This is a genomic window from Macromonas bipunctata (assembly GCF_002837135.1).
Classification (GTDB): domain Bacteria; phylum Pseudomonadota; class Gammaproteobacteria; order Burkholderiales; family Burkholderiaceae_C; genus Macromonas_A; species Macromonas_A bipunctata.
This window is the reverse complement of the sequence record NZ_NWBQ01000014.1, coordinates 1-16,378: the sequence shown is the minus strand read 5'-3', so window position 1 is coordinate 16,378 and position 16,378 is coordinate 1. Positions and strand designations below refer to the sequence as shown.

General features: G+C 68.1%; 15 protein-coding genes and 1 pseudogene. 8 read left to right on the top strand and 8 right to left on the bottom strand.

The genetic code is table 11. From position 1 onward, the window contains the following. Positions 1–16: 16 nt before the first annotated feature. Both hpaI and CON76_RS02110 read left to right on the top strand, forming a co-directional pair. Positions 17–814, top strand: a complete 798-nt coding sequence (hpaI, locus tag CON76_RS02115) for a 4-hydroxy-2-oxoheptanedioate aldolase (protein ID WP_101101622.1) — start codon at positions 17–19, stop codon at positions 812–814. Beyond that, positions 811–2,283, top strand: a complete 1,473-nt coding sequence (locus tag CON76_RS02110; RefSeq protein WP_276308986.1) for an NAD-dependent succinate-semialdehyde dehydrogenase — start codon at positions 811–813, stop codon at positions 2,281–2,283. The genes hpaI and CON76_RS02110 overlap by 4 nt, the downstream gene beginning before the upstream one ends. A gap of 50 nt (positions 2,284–2,333) precedes the next feature. On the opposite strand, the gene ppa is transcribed toward CON76_RS02110, so the two are convergent. After that, positions 2,334–2,867, bottom strand: a complete 534-nt coding sequence (gene ppa, locus CON76_RS02105) for an inorganic diphosphatase (protein WP_101101618.1) — start codon at positions 2,865–2,867, stop codon at positions 2,334–2,336. A gap of 241 nt (positions 2,868–3,108) precedes the next feature. Between ppa and CON76_RS02100 the strand changes: the two genes are divergently transcribed. From CON76_RS02100 to CON76_RS02090, 3 genes are read left to right on the top strand one after another with little or no spacing between them, the layout of a single operon-like run. Next, positions 3,109–3,378, top strand: coding sequence for a response regulator (locus tag CON76_RS02100; RefSeq protein WP_169928960.1), 270 nt, complete (start codon positions 3,109–3,111; stop codon positions 3,376–3,378). Beyond that, positions 3,375–4,838, top strand: a complete 1,464-nt coding sequence (locus tag CON76_RS02095) for a PAS domain-containing sensor histidine kinase (RefSeq protein WP_101101614.1) — start codon at positions 3,375–3,377, stop codon at positions 4,836–4,838. Before CON76_RS02100 ends, CON76_RS02095 begins: the two co-directional genes overlap by 4 nt. 3 nt (positions 4,839–4,841) lie before the next feature. Continuing rightward, a complete protein-coding gene (locus CON76_RS02090; RefSeq protein WP_101101611.1) occupies positions 4,842–5,579 on the top strand; it encodes a hybrid sensor histidine kinase/response regulator in 738 nt (245 codons plus the stop codon). A 49-nt stretch (positions 5,580–5,628) separates the two neighbouring features. Here CON76_RS02090 and CON76_RS02085 read toward each other — a convergent pair whose 3' ends face one another. From CON76_RS02085 to queG, 6 genes are all read right to left on the bottom strand, one after another. After that, the gene (locus tag CON76_RS02085) at positions 5,629–8,691 is read right to left on the bottom strand and encodes an efflux RND transporter permease subunit (protein ID WP_101101609.1); all 3,063 of its coding nucleotides are present in this window, start codon (positions 8,689–8,691) and stop codon (positions 5,629–5,631) included. Continuing rightward, entirely contained in the window at positions 8,691–9,839 is a 1,149-nt protein-coding gene (locus tag CON76_RS02080) for an efflux RND transporter periplasmic adaptor subunit (RefSeq protein WP_101101607.1), read from the bottom strand. Before CON76_RS02080 ends, CON76_RS02085 begins: the two co-directional genes overlap by 1 nt. Positions 9,840–9,846: 7 nt before the next feature. Then, positions 9,847–10,308, bottom strand: coding sequence for a ribonuclease HI (gene rnhA / locus CON76_RS02075; protein WP_101101605.1), 462 nt, complete (start codon positions 10,306–10,308; stop codon positions 9,847–9,849). Positions 10,309–10,320: 12 nt separating this feature from the next. Beyond that, positions 10,321–11,178 (bottom strand): class I SAM-dependent methyltransferase, encoded by an 858-nt coding sequence (locus CON76_RS02070; RefSeq protein ID WP_420812887.1) that lies wholly within the window; start codon positions 11,176–11,178, stop codon positions 10,321–10,323. Between the two features lie 66 nt (positions 11,179–11,244). Beyond that, the gene (locus CON76_RS02065; protein ID WP_101101603.1) at positions 11,245–12,372 is read right to left on the bottom strand and encodes an NYN domain-containing protein; all 1,128 of its coding nucleotides are present in this window, start codon (positions 12,370–12,372) and stop codon (positions 11,245–11,247) included. A 126-nt stretch (positions 12,373–12,498) separates the two neighbouring features. Next, entirely contained in the window at positions 12,499–13,596 is a 1,098-nt protein-coding gene (gene queG / locus CON76_RS02060; RefSeq protein ID WP_101101601.1) for a tRNA epoxyqueuosine(34) reductase QueG, read from the bottom strand. Between queG and tsaE the strand changes: the two genes are divergently transcribed. Both tsaE and CON76_RS02050 read left to right on the top strand, forming a co-directional pair. Beyond that, positions 13,597–14,085 (top strand): tRNA (adenosine(37)-N6)-threonylcarbamoyltransferase complex ATPase subunit type 1 TsaE, encoded by a 489-nt coding sequence (tsaE, locus tag CON76_RS02055; protein ID WP_240592723.1) that lies wholly within the window; start codon positions 13,597–13,599, stop codon positions 14,083–14,085. After that, positions 14,082–15,647, top strand: coding sequence for an N-acetylmuramoyl-L-alanine amidase (locus tag CON76_RS02050; protein ID WP_101101597.1), 1,566 nt, complete (start codon positions 14,082–14,084; stop codon positions 15,645–15,647). Before tsaE ends, CON76_RS02050 begins: the two co-directional genes overlap by 4 nt. 43 nt (positions 15,648–15,690) lie before the next feature. Here the strand turns inward: CON76_RS02050 and CON76_RS02045 are convergent, their stop codons facing one another. Then, positions 15,691–16,113, bottom strand: coding sequence for a type II toxin-antitoxin system HicB family antitoxin (locus tag CON76_RS02045; protein WP_101101595.1), 423 nt, complete (start codon positions 16,111–16,113; stop codon positions 15,691–15,693). Positions 16,114–16,215: 102 nt separating this feature from the next. On the opposite strand from CON76_RS02045, the pseudogene CON76_RS02040 reads away from it, so the two are divergent. After that, positions 16,216–16,378: pseudogene (locus tag CON76_RS02040) on the top strand (IS1380 family transposase); the annotation flags it as partial.

Genomic DNA, 16,378 nt, shown 5'->3' with positions numbered 1-16,378 from the left:
CCGGAGAACGCCCGCCATGCTGCCCATGCCCCGCAACACCTTCAAGGCCGCGCTGCAAGCGGGCCAGCGCCAGATCGGGCTCTGGGTCGGCTTGGCCGATGCCAACGCCGCCGAAGCCCTGGCCGGTTGTGGCTACGACTGGCTGCTGCTGGACGGCGAACATGCGCCCAACGATGTGCGCACGGTGCTGGAGCAACTGCGCGCAGTGGCGCCCTACCCGGTGCAGCCGGTGGTGCGCCCGGTGCAGGGCGAGGTGGCTCTCATCAAGCAGTACCTGGACGTGGGCGCGCAAACGCTGCTGGTACCGATGATCGACACGCCAGAGCAGGCCACGCAGATGGTGCGCGCCATGCGCTACCCGCCGCACGGCATTAGGGGCGTGGGCGCGGCGCTGGCGCGGGCCTCGCGCTGGAACCAGATCACCGATTACCTGCAACACGCCGACGGCGAAATGTGCCTGCTGGTGCAGGCCGAGACGCCACGTGCGCTGGCCAACCTGGCCACCATTGCCGCTACCGACGGCGTGGACGGCGTGTTCTTTGGCCCGTCGGACTTGTCGGCGTCGATGGGCCACCGGGGCCAGCCCAGCCACCCCGAGGTGCAGCGCGCTATTTTGGACGGCATTGCCACCGTGCGCGCAGCGGGCAAGGCTGCGGGCATACTGGCCACCGACCGGGCGCTGGCGCAGCAGTACCTGGACGCGGGCGCGCTGTTCGTGGCGGTCGGGCTCGATACTGCCCTGCTGGTGCGCGCAGCCACCGAACTGGCCAGCCATTTCAAGACCGGCGCCGCCAACACCATACCTACACCCTGAAAACCGCCATGACCACCCTGCCCTTGCAAGACCCGACGCTGCTGAAATCGCAGTGCTACATCGACGGCCAATGGCTGGACGCCAGCGACGGCGCCACGCTGGAGGTGCGCAACCCCGCCACCGGCGCACTCATCGCCACCGTGCCCAGCCTGGGCCGCGCGCAGACGCAAGACGCGGTTGACGCCGCGCAACGCGCCTTCGCACCCTGGAAGGCCCGCACCGCCGACGAGCGCGCCCGCATCCTGCGCCGTTGGCACGACCTGATGCTGGCGCACCAGGACGATCTGGCGCTCATCATGACCAGCGAACAGGGCAAGCCGCTGGCCGAGGCACGGGGCGAGATCGCCTACGCGGCGTCCTACATCGAGTGGTTTGCCGAGGAGGCGCGGCGCGTGTACGGCGAGGTGATTCCGTCGCCGTGGCCGGACAAGCACCTGCTGGTGACGCGCGAGCCGGTGGGCGTGTGCGCGGCCATCACGCCGTGGAATTTTCCGGCAGCCATGATCACGCGCAAGGTGGCCCCGGCGCTGGCAGCGGGCTGCACCATCGTCGTCAAGCCCGCCGAGCAGACACCGCTGTCGGCGCTGGCGATGGCGGAGCTGGCGCACCGCGCGGGCGTGCCGGCCGGGGTGCTGGGCGTCGTCACGGGCGATGCGGCCACGGTGGGCGGCGTGCTCACGGCCAGCCCGCTGGTGCGCAAGTTGAGCTTTACCGGCTCCACCGAAGTGGGCCGCCTGCTGGCCGCGCAATGCGCGCCGACGCTGAAGAAAATGTCGCTGGAGCTGGGCGGCAACGCGCCGTTCATCGTGTTTGACGACGCCGACCTGGACGCGGCGGTGCAAGGCGCCATCGCCTCCAAGTACCGCAACAGCGGGCAGACCTGCGTCTGCGCCAACCGGCTGCTGGTGCAATCCAGCGTGTACGACGCCTTTGCCGCCAAGCTGACGGCGGCGGTGCAGCAGTTGCAAGTGGGGCCCGGCACCGACGCCGGGGCGCAGCTGGGGCCGCTGATCGACCCGCCCGCGCTGCACAAGGTGCAAGCCCTGGTGGCGGATGCGGTGCAGCAAGGGGCGCGTGTGCTGACCGGCGGCCAGCGCCACGCGCTGGGCGGCACGTTCTACCAGCCTACAGTGCTGGCAGATGCCACGCCTGCGATGCGGGTGGCGCAGGAGGAGATCTTTGGCCCGGTGGCACCGCTGTTCCACTTTGAAACGGAAGCCGAGGCGATTGCGCTGGCCAACGCCACCGAGTTCGGGCTGGCGGCGTACTTCTACGCGGGCAACCTGGGCCGGGTCTGGCGCGTGGCCAGGGCGTTGCAGGCGGGCATGGTGGGCGTCAACACCGGCATCATTTCGACGGCGGTGGCGCCGTTTGGCGGTGTCAAGCAGTCCGGGCTGGGGCGCGAGGGCTCGTCGCACGGCATCGCCGAGTACCTGGACATCAAGTACCTCTGCCTGGGCGAAGGCTGAGGCCAGGGCCCGCAGCGGCCCCGGAGCCACAGGCGGGCATCAAGACCGCATCAGGCCTTGCCAGCGACGTTGGCGATGCCGTCCACGATTTCCTTTTGCGCGGCGGCCTTGTCGCCCCAGCCCAGCACCTTGACCCACTTGCCTTTTTCCAGGTCTTTGTAACGCTCGAAGAAGTGGGCAATGCGCTCGAGTTCGAGCGGGTTGAGGTCGTCCATCGACTGGATGTGCGAGTAGGTGGGCAGGATTTTTTCGGTCGGCACGGCCAGCACCTTGCCGTCCACGCCGCCTTCGTCTTCCATGTTCAGGATGCCCAGCGCGCGGCACGGCACCACCACGCCCGGCGGCAGCGAGAACGGCGTCAGCACCAGCACGTCCACCGGGTCGCCGTCGCCCGACAGGGTCTGCGGCACGTAGCCGTAGTTGGTGGGGTAGTGCATGGCGGTGCCCATGAAGCGGTCCACGAACACGGCGCCGGACTCTTTGTCCACCTCGTATTTGACCGGGTCGCTGTTCATCGAGATTTCGATGATGACGTTGAACACTTCAGGGGCCTTGCTGCCGGGGGTGACGTTGTTGAGGGACATGGATGACTTAAGTATGAAAAAGGGAAACGGAAAAAACCGCTGGTCATTTTACAGACAGCAGCCTGACACCAGACTGTCCGGCGCCGCCACCGGTTGTACCCCATGTTCATGGGACGGGCCGCATATTCATGGGGTGTTTTTTGCGCGGGTTTGCAGTACATTGCGCAGGCCATGAACGCCTTGCAGCCCACCCCGACCACGCCCCACGCTTCGTCCCCCCCTGCTGCCGCGCCGCATTCTGGTGGTGGAGGACAACCCGCTGTTCGAGCAGCAGGTGGGCAACGCGATTGCGCGCCTGGGCATCGGCGGCGAGGTGTTCAACTGCGCCACGGGCCAGCGCGCGCTGGCGGTGCTGGCCGACCCGACCATCCGGCTCGACCTGGCGCTGGTCGATCTGGGCCTGCCCGACATCAGCGGCATTGACGTGATCCATGCCATCCGCCAGTGCTTTGCGGTGGAGCTGTGTTTTGTACCAATCCCCACCCCTCCACTTGAGGCCGACCCCGCATGAACCACCACCACGCACTGTGCGCCTGCCGCCAAGGGGTGCTGACCGAGCCCCAGGCCACCGCGCTGCTGCGCTTCTTTGCGCTGACGCTGCTGGTGCTGGGCGGCGCCATGTTTGCCATCCACGCGCTGGCGGGCGCCCCGGCGCAGCTGCAGTCGGTCACGGTGCTGCTGGTGGGCCAGGCGCTGTGGATGCAATGGCTGCTGCACCGGCACCAGCCCTGCACCGCCGCGCACGTGCTGTGCTGGGGCCTGATTGGGGTGGCGTGGCTGGGGGCGTACGTGTCGTCGGGGCTGCGCAACCTGCTGTGGATGGCGCTGCCCATTGCCACCATGGCAGGGGGCTGGCTGCTGGGCAAGAAAGTGGGGCTGGCGCTGGCCGCCACCAGCGTGCTGGGGGTGCTGGGCATGTACGCGCTGCACTGGCAGGGCCACACCTTCATGGCCCCGCCCAGCCTGGAGCTGACGTTGGCGGCGCTGCTGGTGGTGGTACTGGCGGCAGCGGCCATGGGGTACGCGACGGCCAGCGCCTTCAGGCGCCAGCAGGACAGCGCCGCGCACTGGCAGGCGCAGCTGGAGCAGTCGCTCACGTTCCAGAGCAAACTGATCGACGCCATACCGGGCGCATTCCACGTGCTGGACCGCCAGGGCCACTGCGTGATGTGGAACCGGCACTTTGAGCAACTGCTGGGCCGCAGCGGCACCGAACTGGCCCAGACCCGGTTGCAGGACGTGGTGCCACCCGCCGACGTGGCGCGGCTGGAACAAGGCATGGCCGAGGTGTTTGCCCACGGGCAAGAAAGCATCGAGCTCGACATCCTCAACCGCGACGGCCAGCCCGTGCCCCACCTGTTCAACGGCTACAGCTTTGTGTGGAACCGGCAGCCGGTGCTGCTGGGCATCGGGCTCGACATCTCGGCCCTGCGCGCGGCCACGGCGGCGCTGCAGCGGCACCAGGCCGAGCTGGAACAGGTGGTGGCCGAGCGCACCGCCCAGCTGCGCCAGGCCACGCAGGAGGCCGAGGCCGCCAACCAGGCCAAGAGCGCCTTCCTGGCCAGCATGAGCCACGAGATCCGCACCCCCATGCACGCGGTGCTGGGCTTTGCGCAGATGCTGGAAGTGGACAACACGCTGGGCGAATGCCAGCAAGACAGCGTGCAGGAGATCATCAACGCCGGGCGCCACCTGCTGGCGCTGATCAACGAGGTGCTGGACTTGAGCCGCATCGAATCGGGCAAGCTGGAGCTGGTGCTGCAGCGCGTGGAGCTGGCCGGGCTGGTGGAGGAATGCCACGACTGGCTGCACAGCCTGGCCGCCCGCAAGGACGTGACGCTGCACATCGACACCGCGCAGCCCCTGGCCTGCCAGGCCGACGAGATGCGCCTGAAGCAGGTGCTGATGAACCTGACCTCCAACGCCATCAAGTACCACCGCCCCGGCGGCGCGGTGTGGGTGTCGTACTAGGCGGTGGACGCGCAGTGGGTGCGCCTGAGCGTGCGCGACAACGGCCCCGGCATTGCGCCCGCGCTGCAGCCGGTGCTGTTCCAGCCATTCACGCGCGACGAGGTGGCGCACAAGCAGGTGGAGGGCACCGGCATCGGCCTGTCCATCACCAAGGGGCTGGTGGAGCGCATGGGCGGCAGCATAGGCTTTGCCAGCCAGCCCGGTGAGACCGAATTCTGGTGCCTGCTGCCCGCCGCGCCCCTGGCCAGCGACGCCGCCCAGCACCCCAGCCACCCCGGTGATGGCCCCCATCCTGACACCAGCGCCACGGCCACGGCACACGCACCCGACCCGCTGGCCAGCGCCCCCGCGCAGCAACGCCACAAGGTGCTGTGCATCGACGACGACCCGGTCAGCCTCAAGCTGCTGGAGCGGCTGCTACACACGCGCGGCGATATAGCCTGCCTGCTGGCCAGCACCGCCACGCAGGGGCTGGCGCAGGCGTGCGCTGAGCGGCCCGGGCTGGTGTTCCTCGACATCGACCTGCCCGACATGGACGGCTACGCGCTGCTGCAGGCGCTGCGCCAGCACGCAGAGCTGGCGTCCACGCCCGTGATTGCCATCAGCGCCCACGCCATGCCCGACGAGGTGGAACGCGGGCGCGGGGCCGACTTCAAGGCCTATATCACCAAGCCGTTTGCGCCGCAACAGCTGCTGCAGGCGGTGGACGGCTGGCTGCAAGCGGGCAACGCTGGCGCCTGATTCGGGCTGAGGAAGCCCCACACCATGCCACCATGGTTCAGGGCCCGGTTCAGCCTGCAGGCACAGCCGGGGCTGGCGGCGCCACCGGGGCGCGGCGGCGCGCCAGCACGGTGTAAACCGCTGGCACCACAAAAATGGTCAGCAGCGTGCCCACGCTCATGCCGCCCACAATCACCCAGCCAATTTGCTGGCGGCTCTCGGCCCCCGCGCCGGTGGCCAGCGCCAGCGGCATGGCGCCCAGCACCATCGCGCCGGTGGTCATCAAGATGGGGCGCAGGCGCAGTTCGGCGGCTTGTTGCACCGCATCGCGCACGTTGGCCCCTTGCTCACGCAGCTGGTTGGCAAATTCCACAATCAAGATGCCGTGTTTGGTGATCAGCCCCACCAGCGTGATGAGGCCAATCTGGCTGAACACGTTGAGCGTGCCCCCGCTGAGTTTGAGCGCCCACAGCGCGCCCAGCAAGGACAGCGGCACACTGAGCAAAATCACCAGCGGGTCGATGAAGCTCTCGAACTGTGCGGCCAGCACCAGGTAGATGAACAGCAGCGCCAGCCCGAACACCAGCGCCAGCGAACCCGACGACTGGCGGAACTCGCGGCTTTGGCCGTTGAGGTCGGTGGTGTAGCCGGGGGGCAACACTTCGCGTGCGGTCGCGTCCATGAACGCCAGCGCATCGCCCAAGGCGAAGTCCGGGGCCAAATTGGCGCTGATGGCAGCGCTGCGGCGCTGGCCAAAATGGTTCAGGTCGCGCGGCACCACCACTTCGCGCAAATTTACCAACGCGGTCAGCGGGATCATGGTGTCATTGCGCCCCCGCACAAACAGGCGCTCAATCGCATCGGGCGTGCTGCGCTGGTCGGCTTGGGTTTGCAGCACCACGTCGTACTGTTCGCCCTCGCGCTTGTAGCGGGTGACGCTGCGCCCGCCCAGCATGGTTTCCACGGTGCGGGCAATGGCATCCACGCTCACGCCCATGTCGGCGGCGCGTTCGCGGTTGACTTCGAGCCGCACTTCGGGCTTGTTCAGGCGCAAGTCGGTGTCCACCTGCACAAAACCGGGGTGCTGGGCCAACTTGTCCTGAAACTGGCGCACCACTTGGGCCAGGTTGGCGTAACTGTCGGACGTGACGATGACGTAGTTGATGGGCCGCTCGCGCGAGCTTTGCCCCAGCGACGGCGGCGTGACGGGAAAAGCGGTCAGGCCCGGCAAGGCGGCCATCTTGGGCGCCATCTCGCGCGCCATCTGCTGGGTGGTGCGGGTGCGCTCCTCCCACGGCACGGTGCGGAAGATGACGGTGCCCTGCGCCACACTGGGGTTGCCGATGTTGCTGAAGATGCGGTCGAATTCGGGGTAAGGCTGGCCGATGCGCTCGATGGCCTGCGCGTAACGCTGGGTGTAGTCCAGCGTGGCGCCGTCGGGGCCGTTGAGGACGGCCAGAATGGTGCCCCGGTCTTCGATGGGGGCCAACTCCTGCTTGGTGTGCTGGAACAGCCACACGCTGCCCGCCGCGCTGCCCAGCATCACCAGTGCCACCAGCCAGCGGTGGCGCAACGCCAGCGCCAAGGCACGGCCATAGGCGGCGGTGATGGCGTTGAGCACGCGCTCCATGCCTTGGTCAAACCGGCTGGACTGCGCCTGGTGCTTGAGCAGGCGCGAGCACATCATGGGCGACAAGGTCAGTGCCACAAAACCCGACACCAGCACCGCCCCGGCCAGCGCCAGCGCAAATTCGGCAAACAAGCGCCCGGTGCGCCCCGGCGTGAAGGCCAGCGGTGCGTACACGGCGGCCAGCGTCAACGTCATGGCCACCACGGCAAAGCCGATTTCCTTGGCCCCACGCAAGGCGGCCTCGAACGGGGTCATACCGTCCTCGATGTGGCGGTAGATGTTCTCGAGCACGACGATGGCATCGTCCACCACCAGCCCGATGGCCAGCACCAGCGCCAGCAGTGTCAGCGTGTTGATGCTGAAGCCAAACAGCGCCATCAGCGCAAAGGTACCCACCAGGCTGACCGGAATCGTCACCAGCGGGATGATGGACGCGCGCAGCGTGCGCAGGAACACAAAAATCACCAGCGCCACCAGCACCACGGCCTCGGCAATGGTGGTGTACACGGCGCGGATCGAGCGGTCGATGAACACCGAGGTGTCGTTGGCAATATCCACGCGGATGCCCGGTGGCAAATCGGCTTGCACCTTGGTCAGCAGCGCACGCACCGAGGCCGACAACTCCAACGGGTTGGCGGTGGCTTGGCGGATCACGCCCAGCGACACCGTATCGCGCCCATTGAGGCGCACCGTGCTGCGCTCGTCCTGCGCCGCTTCCTCGACCCGCGCCACGTCGCCCACGCGCACGGTGATGCCGTTGACGTGGCGAATGGCGATGGCCTCAAACTCTGCCGGACGTTGCACGTCGGTGGCGGCGGTGACGTTGAACTCGCGCTGCTGGCTCTCAATACGACCGGCGGGCACTTCCAGGTTGGCGCGGCGCAGCGCGTCTTCCACGTCCTGCACCGTCAGGCGGTAGGCGGCCAGCCGCTCGGGGTCCAGCCACAGCCGCATCGAGAACTTGCGTTCGCCGTACACACGCACATCGGCCACGCCGGTGGCGGTTTGCAGCACAGGTTTGGCGATGCGGTTGGCCAGATCGGACAACTGCAAGCGGCTGTGGGTATCGGAACTCAGCGCCAGCCACACCACCGGAAAAGCATCAGCTTCGACCTTGGCAATCACCGGCTCGTCGATGTTTTGCGGCAAGCGCCCGCGCACACGGCTGACCTTGTCGCGCACCTCGGCGGCGGCGGCATCGGGGTCGCGCTCCAGCTTGAAGCGCACCGTGATCTGGCTCGACTCTTGGCGGCTGACCGAGGTGATGATGTCCACACCCTCGATGCCCGCCAGCGAGTCCTCCAGCGGTTTGGTGATCTGGGACTCCACCACCTCGCTGGACGCTCCCGCCAGCCGGGTGCTGACGCTGACGTTGGGCTCATCGATGCGGGGATATTCGCGCACGCTCAGGCCCAGAAACGAGACCCAGCCCACCAGCAGAATCAGCAGCGAGAGCACGGTGGCAAACACCGGGCGGCGGATGGCGGTTTGGGGCAACTGCATCAGCGGGCCTCAGGAGCTGCCAAATCCACCACCCGCACCGGGATGCCGTCTGGGCCACCCCTTTGCAGGCGCTGCTGCCCAGCCACCACCACCGCCGCCCCGGCGGCGGGCAAGCCGCTCAACACCTGCACGTGGCCGTTGCGGCGCAGGCCCAACTGGACTTCCACCCGGCGGGCCACGCCATCCGCCACGGTGAACAGCGTTTGGCGGCTGCCTTGTGGCACGATGGCGGCTTCAGGCACCATCAGCGCCGCGTCGTCGGTGGACAACACCAACGTCACACGGGCAAACAAGCCGGGTTTGAGTGCCACGCCTTTGGCAGCGGGCAACACCGCCTGCACGCGCAGGGCGCGGCCATCGGCCTCCAGCAGCGGATCGAGCGCCTGCACCTTGGCGCTGAGGGACACGCCCGGCAGGGCGTCCAGCGTCAGTTGCACGGGCTGCCCGATGGCCACGCGGGCCTGGTGGCGTTCCGGCAGCCGAAAATCGACCCAGAACGCGGAGGTGTCTTCGAGTTGCACCAGGTCGGCACCGTCCTTGACGTAATCGCCCGGATGCACACGGCGGATGCCAACCACACCATCGAACGGGGCCACCACTTGCATGCGCGCCAGCCGCGCTTGGGCCAATTGCACTTGCGCTTGGGCTACCTGCAAGGCGGCCTGGCTTTCGTCCAGCACGCGGCGGGCAATGAAGTTTTGCGCCACCAGCTCCTGGTTGCGCTGGTGGTTGGCACGCGCCACCAACAACTGGGCCTGCGTCTGGCTCAGTTCGGCCTGTTGCAGGGTGTCGTCCAAGCGCAGCAGCAACTGGCCCCAGCGCACCGTGGCACCATCGGCAAACGCGATTTGCACCACACGCCCCCCCACTTCGGGGCGCAGCATCACGCTTTGGCGCGAGCGCAACGTGCCCACAGCGGTGGCTTCTTCCACCAAGCGGGTGGGTTGCACGCGCACCACTTCCACGCTGGGCGGCCCAGAAGGGGGACGGCCCGATGCGGCAGGTGCCGCCGGGGATGAAGCGGCAGCGCCGGGCTGGGCCGTGGGTGTGCCGGTGGCGGGGCCGCGTTGCAGCCACCACGCCAGGACGGTCGCCAGTGCCAGCGCCGCCACCACGCCAGCGCCTTTGAACAGGGTGGATCGTTGCATCAATGTCCTATACCGTTGTGCTTTGCACGCCCGCGCGTTGCGGCACGCCCCGGTTGGCGAGTGCGTCGGCGCGTTCGTTGCCCGGATCGCCCGCGTGGCCCTTGACCCAGTGCCAGCGGATGTCGTGGCCGCCGTGCTGCACCAGCTCATCGAGGCGCTGCCACAAGTCCACGTTTTTGACCGGCTGGTTGCTGGCGGTTTTCCAGCCCTTGGCTTTCCAGCCTTTCAACCATTCGGTGATGCCCTTGCGCACGTACTGGCTGTCCAGGTGCAGGTTGACGTGGCAGGGGCGCTTGAGCGCGGTCAGGGCCTCGATCACGGCCAGCAGCTCCATGCGGTTGTTGGTGGTGTGGGGCTCGCCGCCACAGAGTTCTTTTTCGGCGGGGCCCGACTTGAGCCACACGCCCCAGCCGCCAGGGCCAGGGTTGCCCTTGCAGGCGCCGTCGGTGTAGATGGTGACGTGGTTCATGGAGGAAACGGTTTATTCGGAAGGTGTTTTCTGGGAGGCTTCAGGCGTGCGGGGCGAGGTGTGGCGCGCCACCGCCACCGGCAGCGGCCCCAGCGCGCGGCGTGGCTTCCAGGCCGGCCCCAGCAGGTGCATGCCGCGCACGCGCTTGACGGCCACCACAAAGTACGCCGCGCCCAGCACGCGCCACAGGCGCGGCCCGCACTGGTCGAGCCAGGCGCCACGCTCCAGCCAGTGGGCCGTGTGGGCGGGCCAGCGGTAGGCGCCGGTCTGGGTCGATTCGATCTCCAGGCCCAGCAGCCGCAGCCAGTCGCGCAGGCGCCACGGCGCAATCCAGTCGCCGGTCTCGGGCACAAACAGGTGGTCGGATGCGGGTGGCGTCAGGCCCCAGCGTTCGGCCCACTGGCCCGCGCACTGGCGCAGGCCCCACAGGCTGGCCGGATTGAGCCCGGCAATCACCACGCGGCCTTCGGGCACCAGCACGCGCTCCACTTCGCGCAGCACGGCGTGCGGGTCGGCGCTGAGTTCGAGCGTGTGCGGCAGCAGCACCAGGTCCAGGCTCTGGGCCGCAAACGGCAGCGCCGCCGCGTGGGTGATGAGGGCAACGGGGCGCTCGAACCCAGCGGAGGCGGCAAGTGCAGCGGGCAGTGGGGCGGTATCGGGTGCGGGCTGGGCGGCCAGGGGCTCGGGCAGCGCCAGCCAGCGGTGCGGCATGCGGTTGGTGGCCAGCGCATCCAGCTCTGGCAGGCCCAGCTGCAGCGCGTGGTAGCCAAACAGGTTGGCCACCGCCGCGTCAAAGCGCTGTTGCTCCCATTGCAACAGGTAGCGCCCGGGTGGCGAGGCCCACCAGGCCGCCAGATCGCGCCGCAGCATGGGCGCCACGGGCGGGGCAGCGGTCACGGACGGGCTCCGGTGGCCTCCATGCGGTGGCGTGGGCGTTTAGGCGGCTGCGGGCAGCGACAGCGCGGCCTCGGCGGCGGGGTCGGTGCCGTGGGCTGGGCCGGTATCGGCGGCGTGGGTGGCCAGCTCGGGGGCCGGGTGGCGCGGCGGCGCGTCGTCCAGCACCGGCGGCTGCGCCAGCACCACGGCACGGATCATCTCGCGCATCACTTTCTTTTCCTGGAACGTCAGGGTGCGCAGCAGCTCGCGGCGCACACGCAGCAGCAGGTGGCGGTCGGTTTCGGGCGGCACGCCCTGGCTGCGCTGCATTTCCTCGTACAAGTCCAGGCGCGCGTGCGGGGTCTCGTCGGCCCACCAGTCGTGGATGGCGCGTTGCACTTGGGCGCGCCATTCGTCGCCGGGCACCTCGTCGGGGTTGGCCGGGGCGCTGGCGTAGCGCGGGGATGCGCCGTCAAACGCCGACTCCTCGTCGCGCTGGTGATGGTGGTGGTTGTGCTGCGGCTCGTGGTCGCGGTCGCGGTCGCGCAAGGTGTAGGACGAGGACGGCGTCTGACGCACCACCGGCAGCGCCGCACCGGGCACGGTCAGGGCCGTCCAGGCCACGTCGTTGATGGCGACGCGGCGGTCGGCCTGCAGCAGCAGGCGCGCCCAGCTCGGGTCTTCGCCCATCAGCTTGGGCACGTCCAGCGAGTTCTCGTCGCTGACCAGCACCACCTTCAGGCCACGCCACTGCGCTTCGTCGATGTAGGGGATCAGGCGCTCGTCGTCGCTCACCAGCAGCACCACGCCACAGGCGCCGCGCTGCGCCAGCTGTGTCAGCTCCAGGCCCATGGCACGCACCAGGCCCAGGCCGCCGTCGGCGCTGTGCTGGGGCACGGTGCGCAGCACCATGTCGTCGAGCAGCTGGGTCGGGGCGGTGTCGCTGAAGAGGTAGGTGCGCTGCAGCGGCAGCTCAAAGCCCGCCGCGCGCAGCAAGTGGGCCATCACCGGGGCCAGTGCGGTGCGCTGCAGCGCCAGCGGGTTCTGGGTGCTGTGCTGGGTGGCGAGCCAGCCCAGAAAGCGTTCATCCACCAGCGCCATGGCCTGCGAGGCAGGGCCCCCGACAGCGGCGGAAGCGGACGAAAAGCGGGAATTGGTGCGCTTGGTAAGGTGAAATTTGGTTTTCATAACAATCAATAAGGGGCCAATAAGGGGCCGGAAACGCGAAAAGACGCTATTTTGTCACGGTTTTTGGGCCGTCCGCTCGCAGGATTGCAGCTTTGACGCGGTTTTTTTCAGGCGGACGCAACGGCCTCACGTGGGGACGGCATCGGCGCTTTGCAAGGCCCAGCGCACGTGCTCGCGCACCAGCGCGCTGGGGTGCTCGGCGCGCGCCTGCAACGCGGCTTGCCAGTGCTGGCGCTCGGTGGCCGTGGCCGACGGCTGGCGCAAGGCGTTGCCCAACGCCACCGCCAGGTTGCGCAGCCAGCGTTCGTGGCCAATGCGCCGGATCGGGCTGCCTTCGGTGTGGCGCAAAAATTCGTCCTCGCTCCACGCCAACAGTTGCACCAGCGTGGGACGCTGCCAGACGGGACGGGCTTCAAAGTCGGGCAAGGTGCTGCGCTGGGCAAATTTGTTCCATGGGCAGATGAGCTGGCAGTCGTCGCAACCGTAGATGCGGTTGCCCAGCAGCGGGCGCATGGCCTCGGGGATGGGCCCGGCGTGCTCGATCGTCAGGTACGAGATGCAGCGCCGCGCGTCCAGTTGGTAAGGCGCGGTGATGGCCCCGGTCGGGCAGGCGCTGATGCAAGCTTGGCACTGGCCACAATGCCCACTGGTGGCGGGCGTGGCGGGCAAAGCCACGTCCACCAGAATTTCGCCCAAAAAGAACATGGAGCCGCCCTCGCGGTTGAGCACCAGCGTGTGCTTGCCACGCCAGCCCTGGCCGCTGCGGCTGGCCAGTTCGGCTTCCAGCACCGGGGCCGAGTCGGTAAAGACGCGGTACCCGAACGGCCCCAGCGCGCTGGCCATCTGGTCGGCCAGTTTTTGCAGGCGCTGGCGCAGCACCTTGTGGTAGTCCCGTCCCCGGGCGTAGAGCGACACCGCCGCCTCGTGCGGGCGTTGCAGGCGTTGCCATTCAACGGCCTGCCAGTCCGCCGGGGTGGCGGCTGGCAGATAATCCATGCGCGCCGTGATGACGCTGAGCGTGCCCGGCACCAGCTCCGCCGGACGCGCGCGCTTGAGCCCATGGCTGGCCATGTAGTGCATGTCGCCGTGGCGGCCCTCGGCCAGCCAGGCCAGCAGGCCCGGCTCGGCGCTGGACAAATCCACCCCCGCCACGCCGATCTGGGCAAACCCCAGGGCACGGCCCCACGCTTGAAGTTGCGAAACAAAGTGAACAGCATCGAACATTTGCACCACATTGTAGAAACCGCCCACACCGAGGCCGACACCCAGGCCCTGGCGCAGCGGCTGGCGCGCAGCCCGGCATTGGGGCACGCCACCATCACGCTGCAAGGCGACGTGGGCGCGGGCAAGACCACATTTGTGCGCCACCTGCTGCGGGCGTTGGGGGTCACCGGACGCATCAAAAGCCCCAGCTACGCGGTGGTGGAGCCGCACCAAGCGCCGCCCAGCGCGCAATGGTCGCAAGGATTGGCCATTTTTCACCTTGATTTTTACCGCTTCAACGATCCACGTGAGTGGGAGGATGCAGGCTTGCGGGAACTCTTTGCAGACCCGGGCCTGAAACTCGTTGAATGGCCCGAGCAGGCGCAAGGGGTTTTGCCCACCCCTGATATCAACCTCACGCTCACGGTCATGAACAACGAACAACGCCAAATCACCCTCAGCGCCCAGACCGCCACCGGCCAACAACTGTTGCAGGCCGCACTGCCATGACGCCCGCCGGCTTGAGCCGGCGGCAGTGGTTGACATCGGTAGCACCTGCGGGTGCGTTCTCGTTGTGGCTGGGGCCACAACGGCTGGCTTACGCCGCCCGTATCACGGGGGTGCGCATCTGGCCGTCCAAAGACTACACCCGGGTCACCATTGAGTCCGACCGTGCATTGCGCTCGCGCGCCTTCTTCACCAGCGACCCGCCCCGGCTGGCCCTGGACATCGAAGGCCTGGACACCATGCCCAGCCTGCGCACGCTCACGGCGCAGCTGCAGGCCAGCGACCCCAACGTGGCCCGACTGCGCGTGGCCCAGAACCCCGACAGCAGCGTGCGGCTGCTGGTGGAGCTCAAGCAGCACACCGACCCGCAGATCTTCCAGCTGCCGCCGGTGGCACGCTACCAGCACCGCCTGGTGCTGGATCTGCACGCCGCGCCCACGCCCGACCCGCTGCAGGAGCTGATCGTGCAGCGGCTGCAGAACGTCGAGAACGTGCTGGCCGCCGGGCCCAACAGCCCCATGCTGCCCGCCTCCGACCCGCTGGGCGACCTGATACGCCAGCAGGCCTCAGACCGCAGTGCCCCGGCCCGGGCCGTGGCCAGCGCGCGTGCGGCCACCACCAGTGTGGCGGTGCTGTCGCCCATGCAGGCGGTCACGGCGGTGGGGCAACTGCCCCCGGTACCAGAACTGCCGCGCCACCCCCCTGGCGGCACGCCAGCGGCCAGCGGCATCACACCGGCCAGCCTGCCACCCGTGCCATCCCAGCGGCCCGCGCCACCGCCCCCCAGCCGCGCGGCGACGCCCAGCAAAACCCGGCCCACGGCGCGCCAGACCGACCGGCTGATCGTGGTGGCGCTCGACCCCGGCCACGGCGGCGAGGATCCCGGCGCCATCGGCCCCGGTGGCACACAGGAAAAGCACGTGGTGCTGCAGATTGCCCAGCGCCTGCGCCAGCGCCTGAGCAAGCTCAGGATCAACGGCAACCCGGTACAGGTGTACATGACGCGCGATGCCGACTTCTTTGTGCCGCTGCCCACGCGGGTGGAAAAAGCGCGGCGCGTGCAGGCCGACCTGTTCGTGAGCCTGCACGCCGACGCCTTCAACTCGCCCGAACCGCAAGGCATGAGCGTGTACGCCCTCAGCCCCGGCGCCGCCAGCAGCGTCACCGCGCAATGGATGGCCAAGCGCGAGAACGCGGCCGACCTGGTGGGCGGCGTGAACCGGGCACGCCAGCGCGAGACCGACGCCGCGCTGCAGCACATCCTGTTCGACATGAGCACCACGGCGCAAATCAACGACAGCCTGAAACTGGGCCACGCCATGCTGGGCGAGATGGGGCGCGTGGGCAAGCTGCACAAGCCGCGCGTGGAGCAGGCCGGGTTTGCGGTGCTCAAGGCGCCCGACATCCCCAGCGTGCTGGTCGAGACCGCTTTCATCAGCAACCCCGAGGAGGAAAAACGCCTGAACGACCCCGCCTACCAGGAAGAACTGGCCGACGCGCTGCTGCGTGGCATCAAACGCTACTTTGCCAACAACCCGCCGCTGGCCCGCAGCCGCCAGTTGTAACGCAATTTTCTTTCTGGTGAACTGGCAAAAAACCGCCTCTGGGTCAGGTGGCAACCACTTGCACTTGCAAGCGCCTGCCCAGCGCGGCAAAGGCGCTGGCCAAGGTGTCGATCTTGGTGGCGTGGTGCAGGTTCATGATGCGGGTGACTTCCTGCGGTTTGACGTGCATGGCACGGGCCAAGTCCACCGGGCGTTTGTGCTGTTCCAACATCAGGTTGAGCAGCGTGACTTTGGTGGCCACCGACACGGGCATGGCCACCAGTTCTTCGCCGGGTTGCGCGGCGCTGGGGGTGGGCACGCTGCGGTTGTCCTCAAAGTAGAAGTCCATTGCCGTGACGAGGGCGGCCACGGCTTCGCGGCGGGCTTCTTCCAAGGTATCGCCTTGCGTGATGGCTTCGGGGATGTCGCGGAATGTGACGCTGTAACCGCCGTTCACGTCGGGTTCAAACCGGGCGGGGTAGTTCATGCTCTAGCCCGGATATTTCACCGTATCCCGTAGAAATGAGGACGACATTGCCCTTGAAATGCCCGAACATCGAGGTATCGAATCTGGATGAGAGGACGGGCAATGCCGAAACCAAACTGTACACCGCAAACAACTGCCGATGAGGTTGGCGTGATTGATTTTGGCCGACTGGGCCGCCGCAAGATCGAGGGCCGCTTCGATGGCGGCAGCATGACCAGCGATGCCGGGGTGATGCTGCTGGCCGAAGTGGACCGCAGGCTGGGCT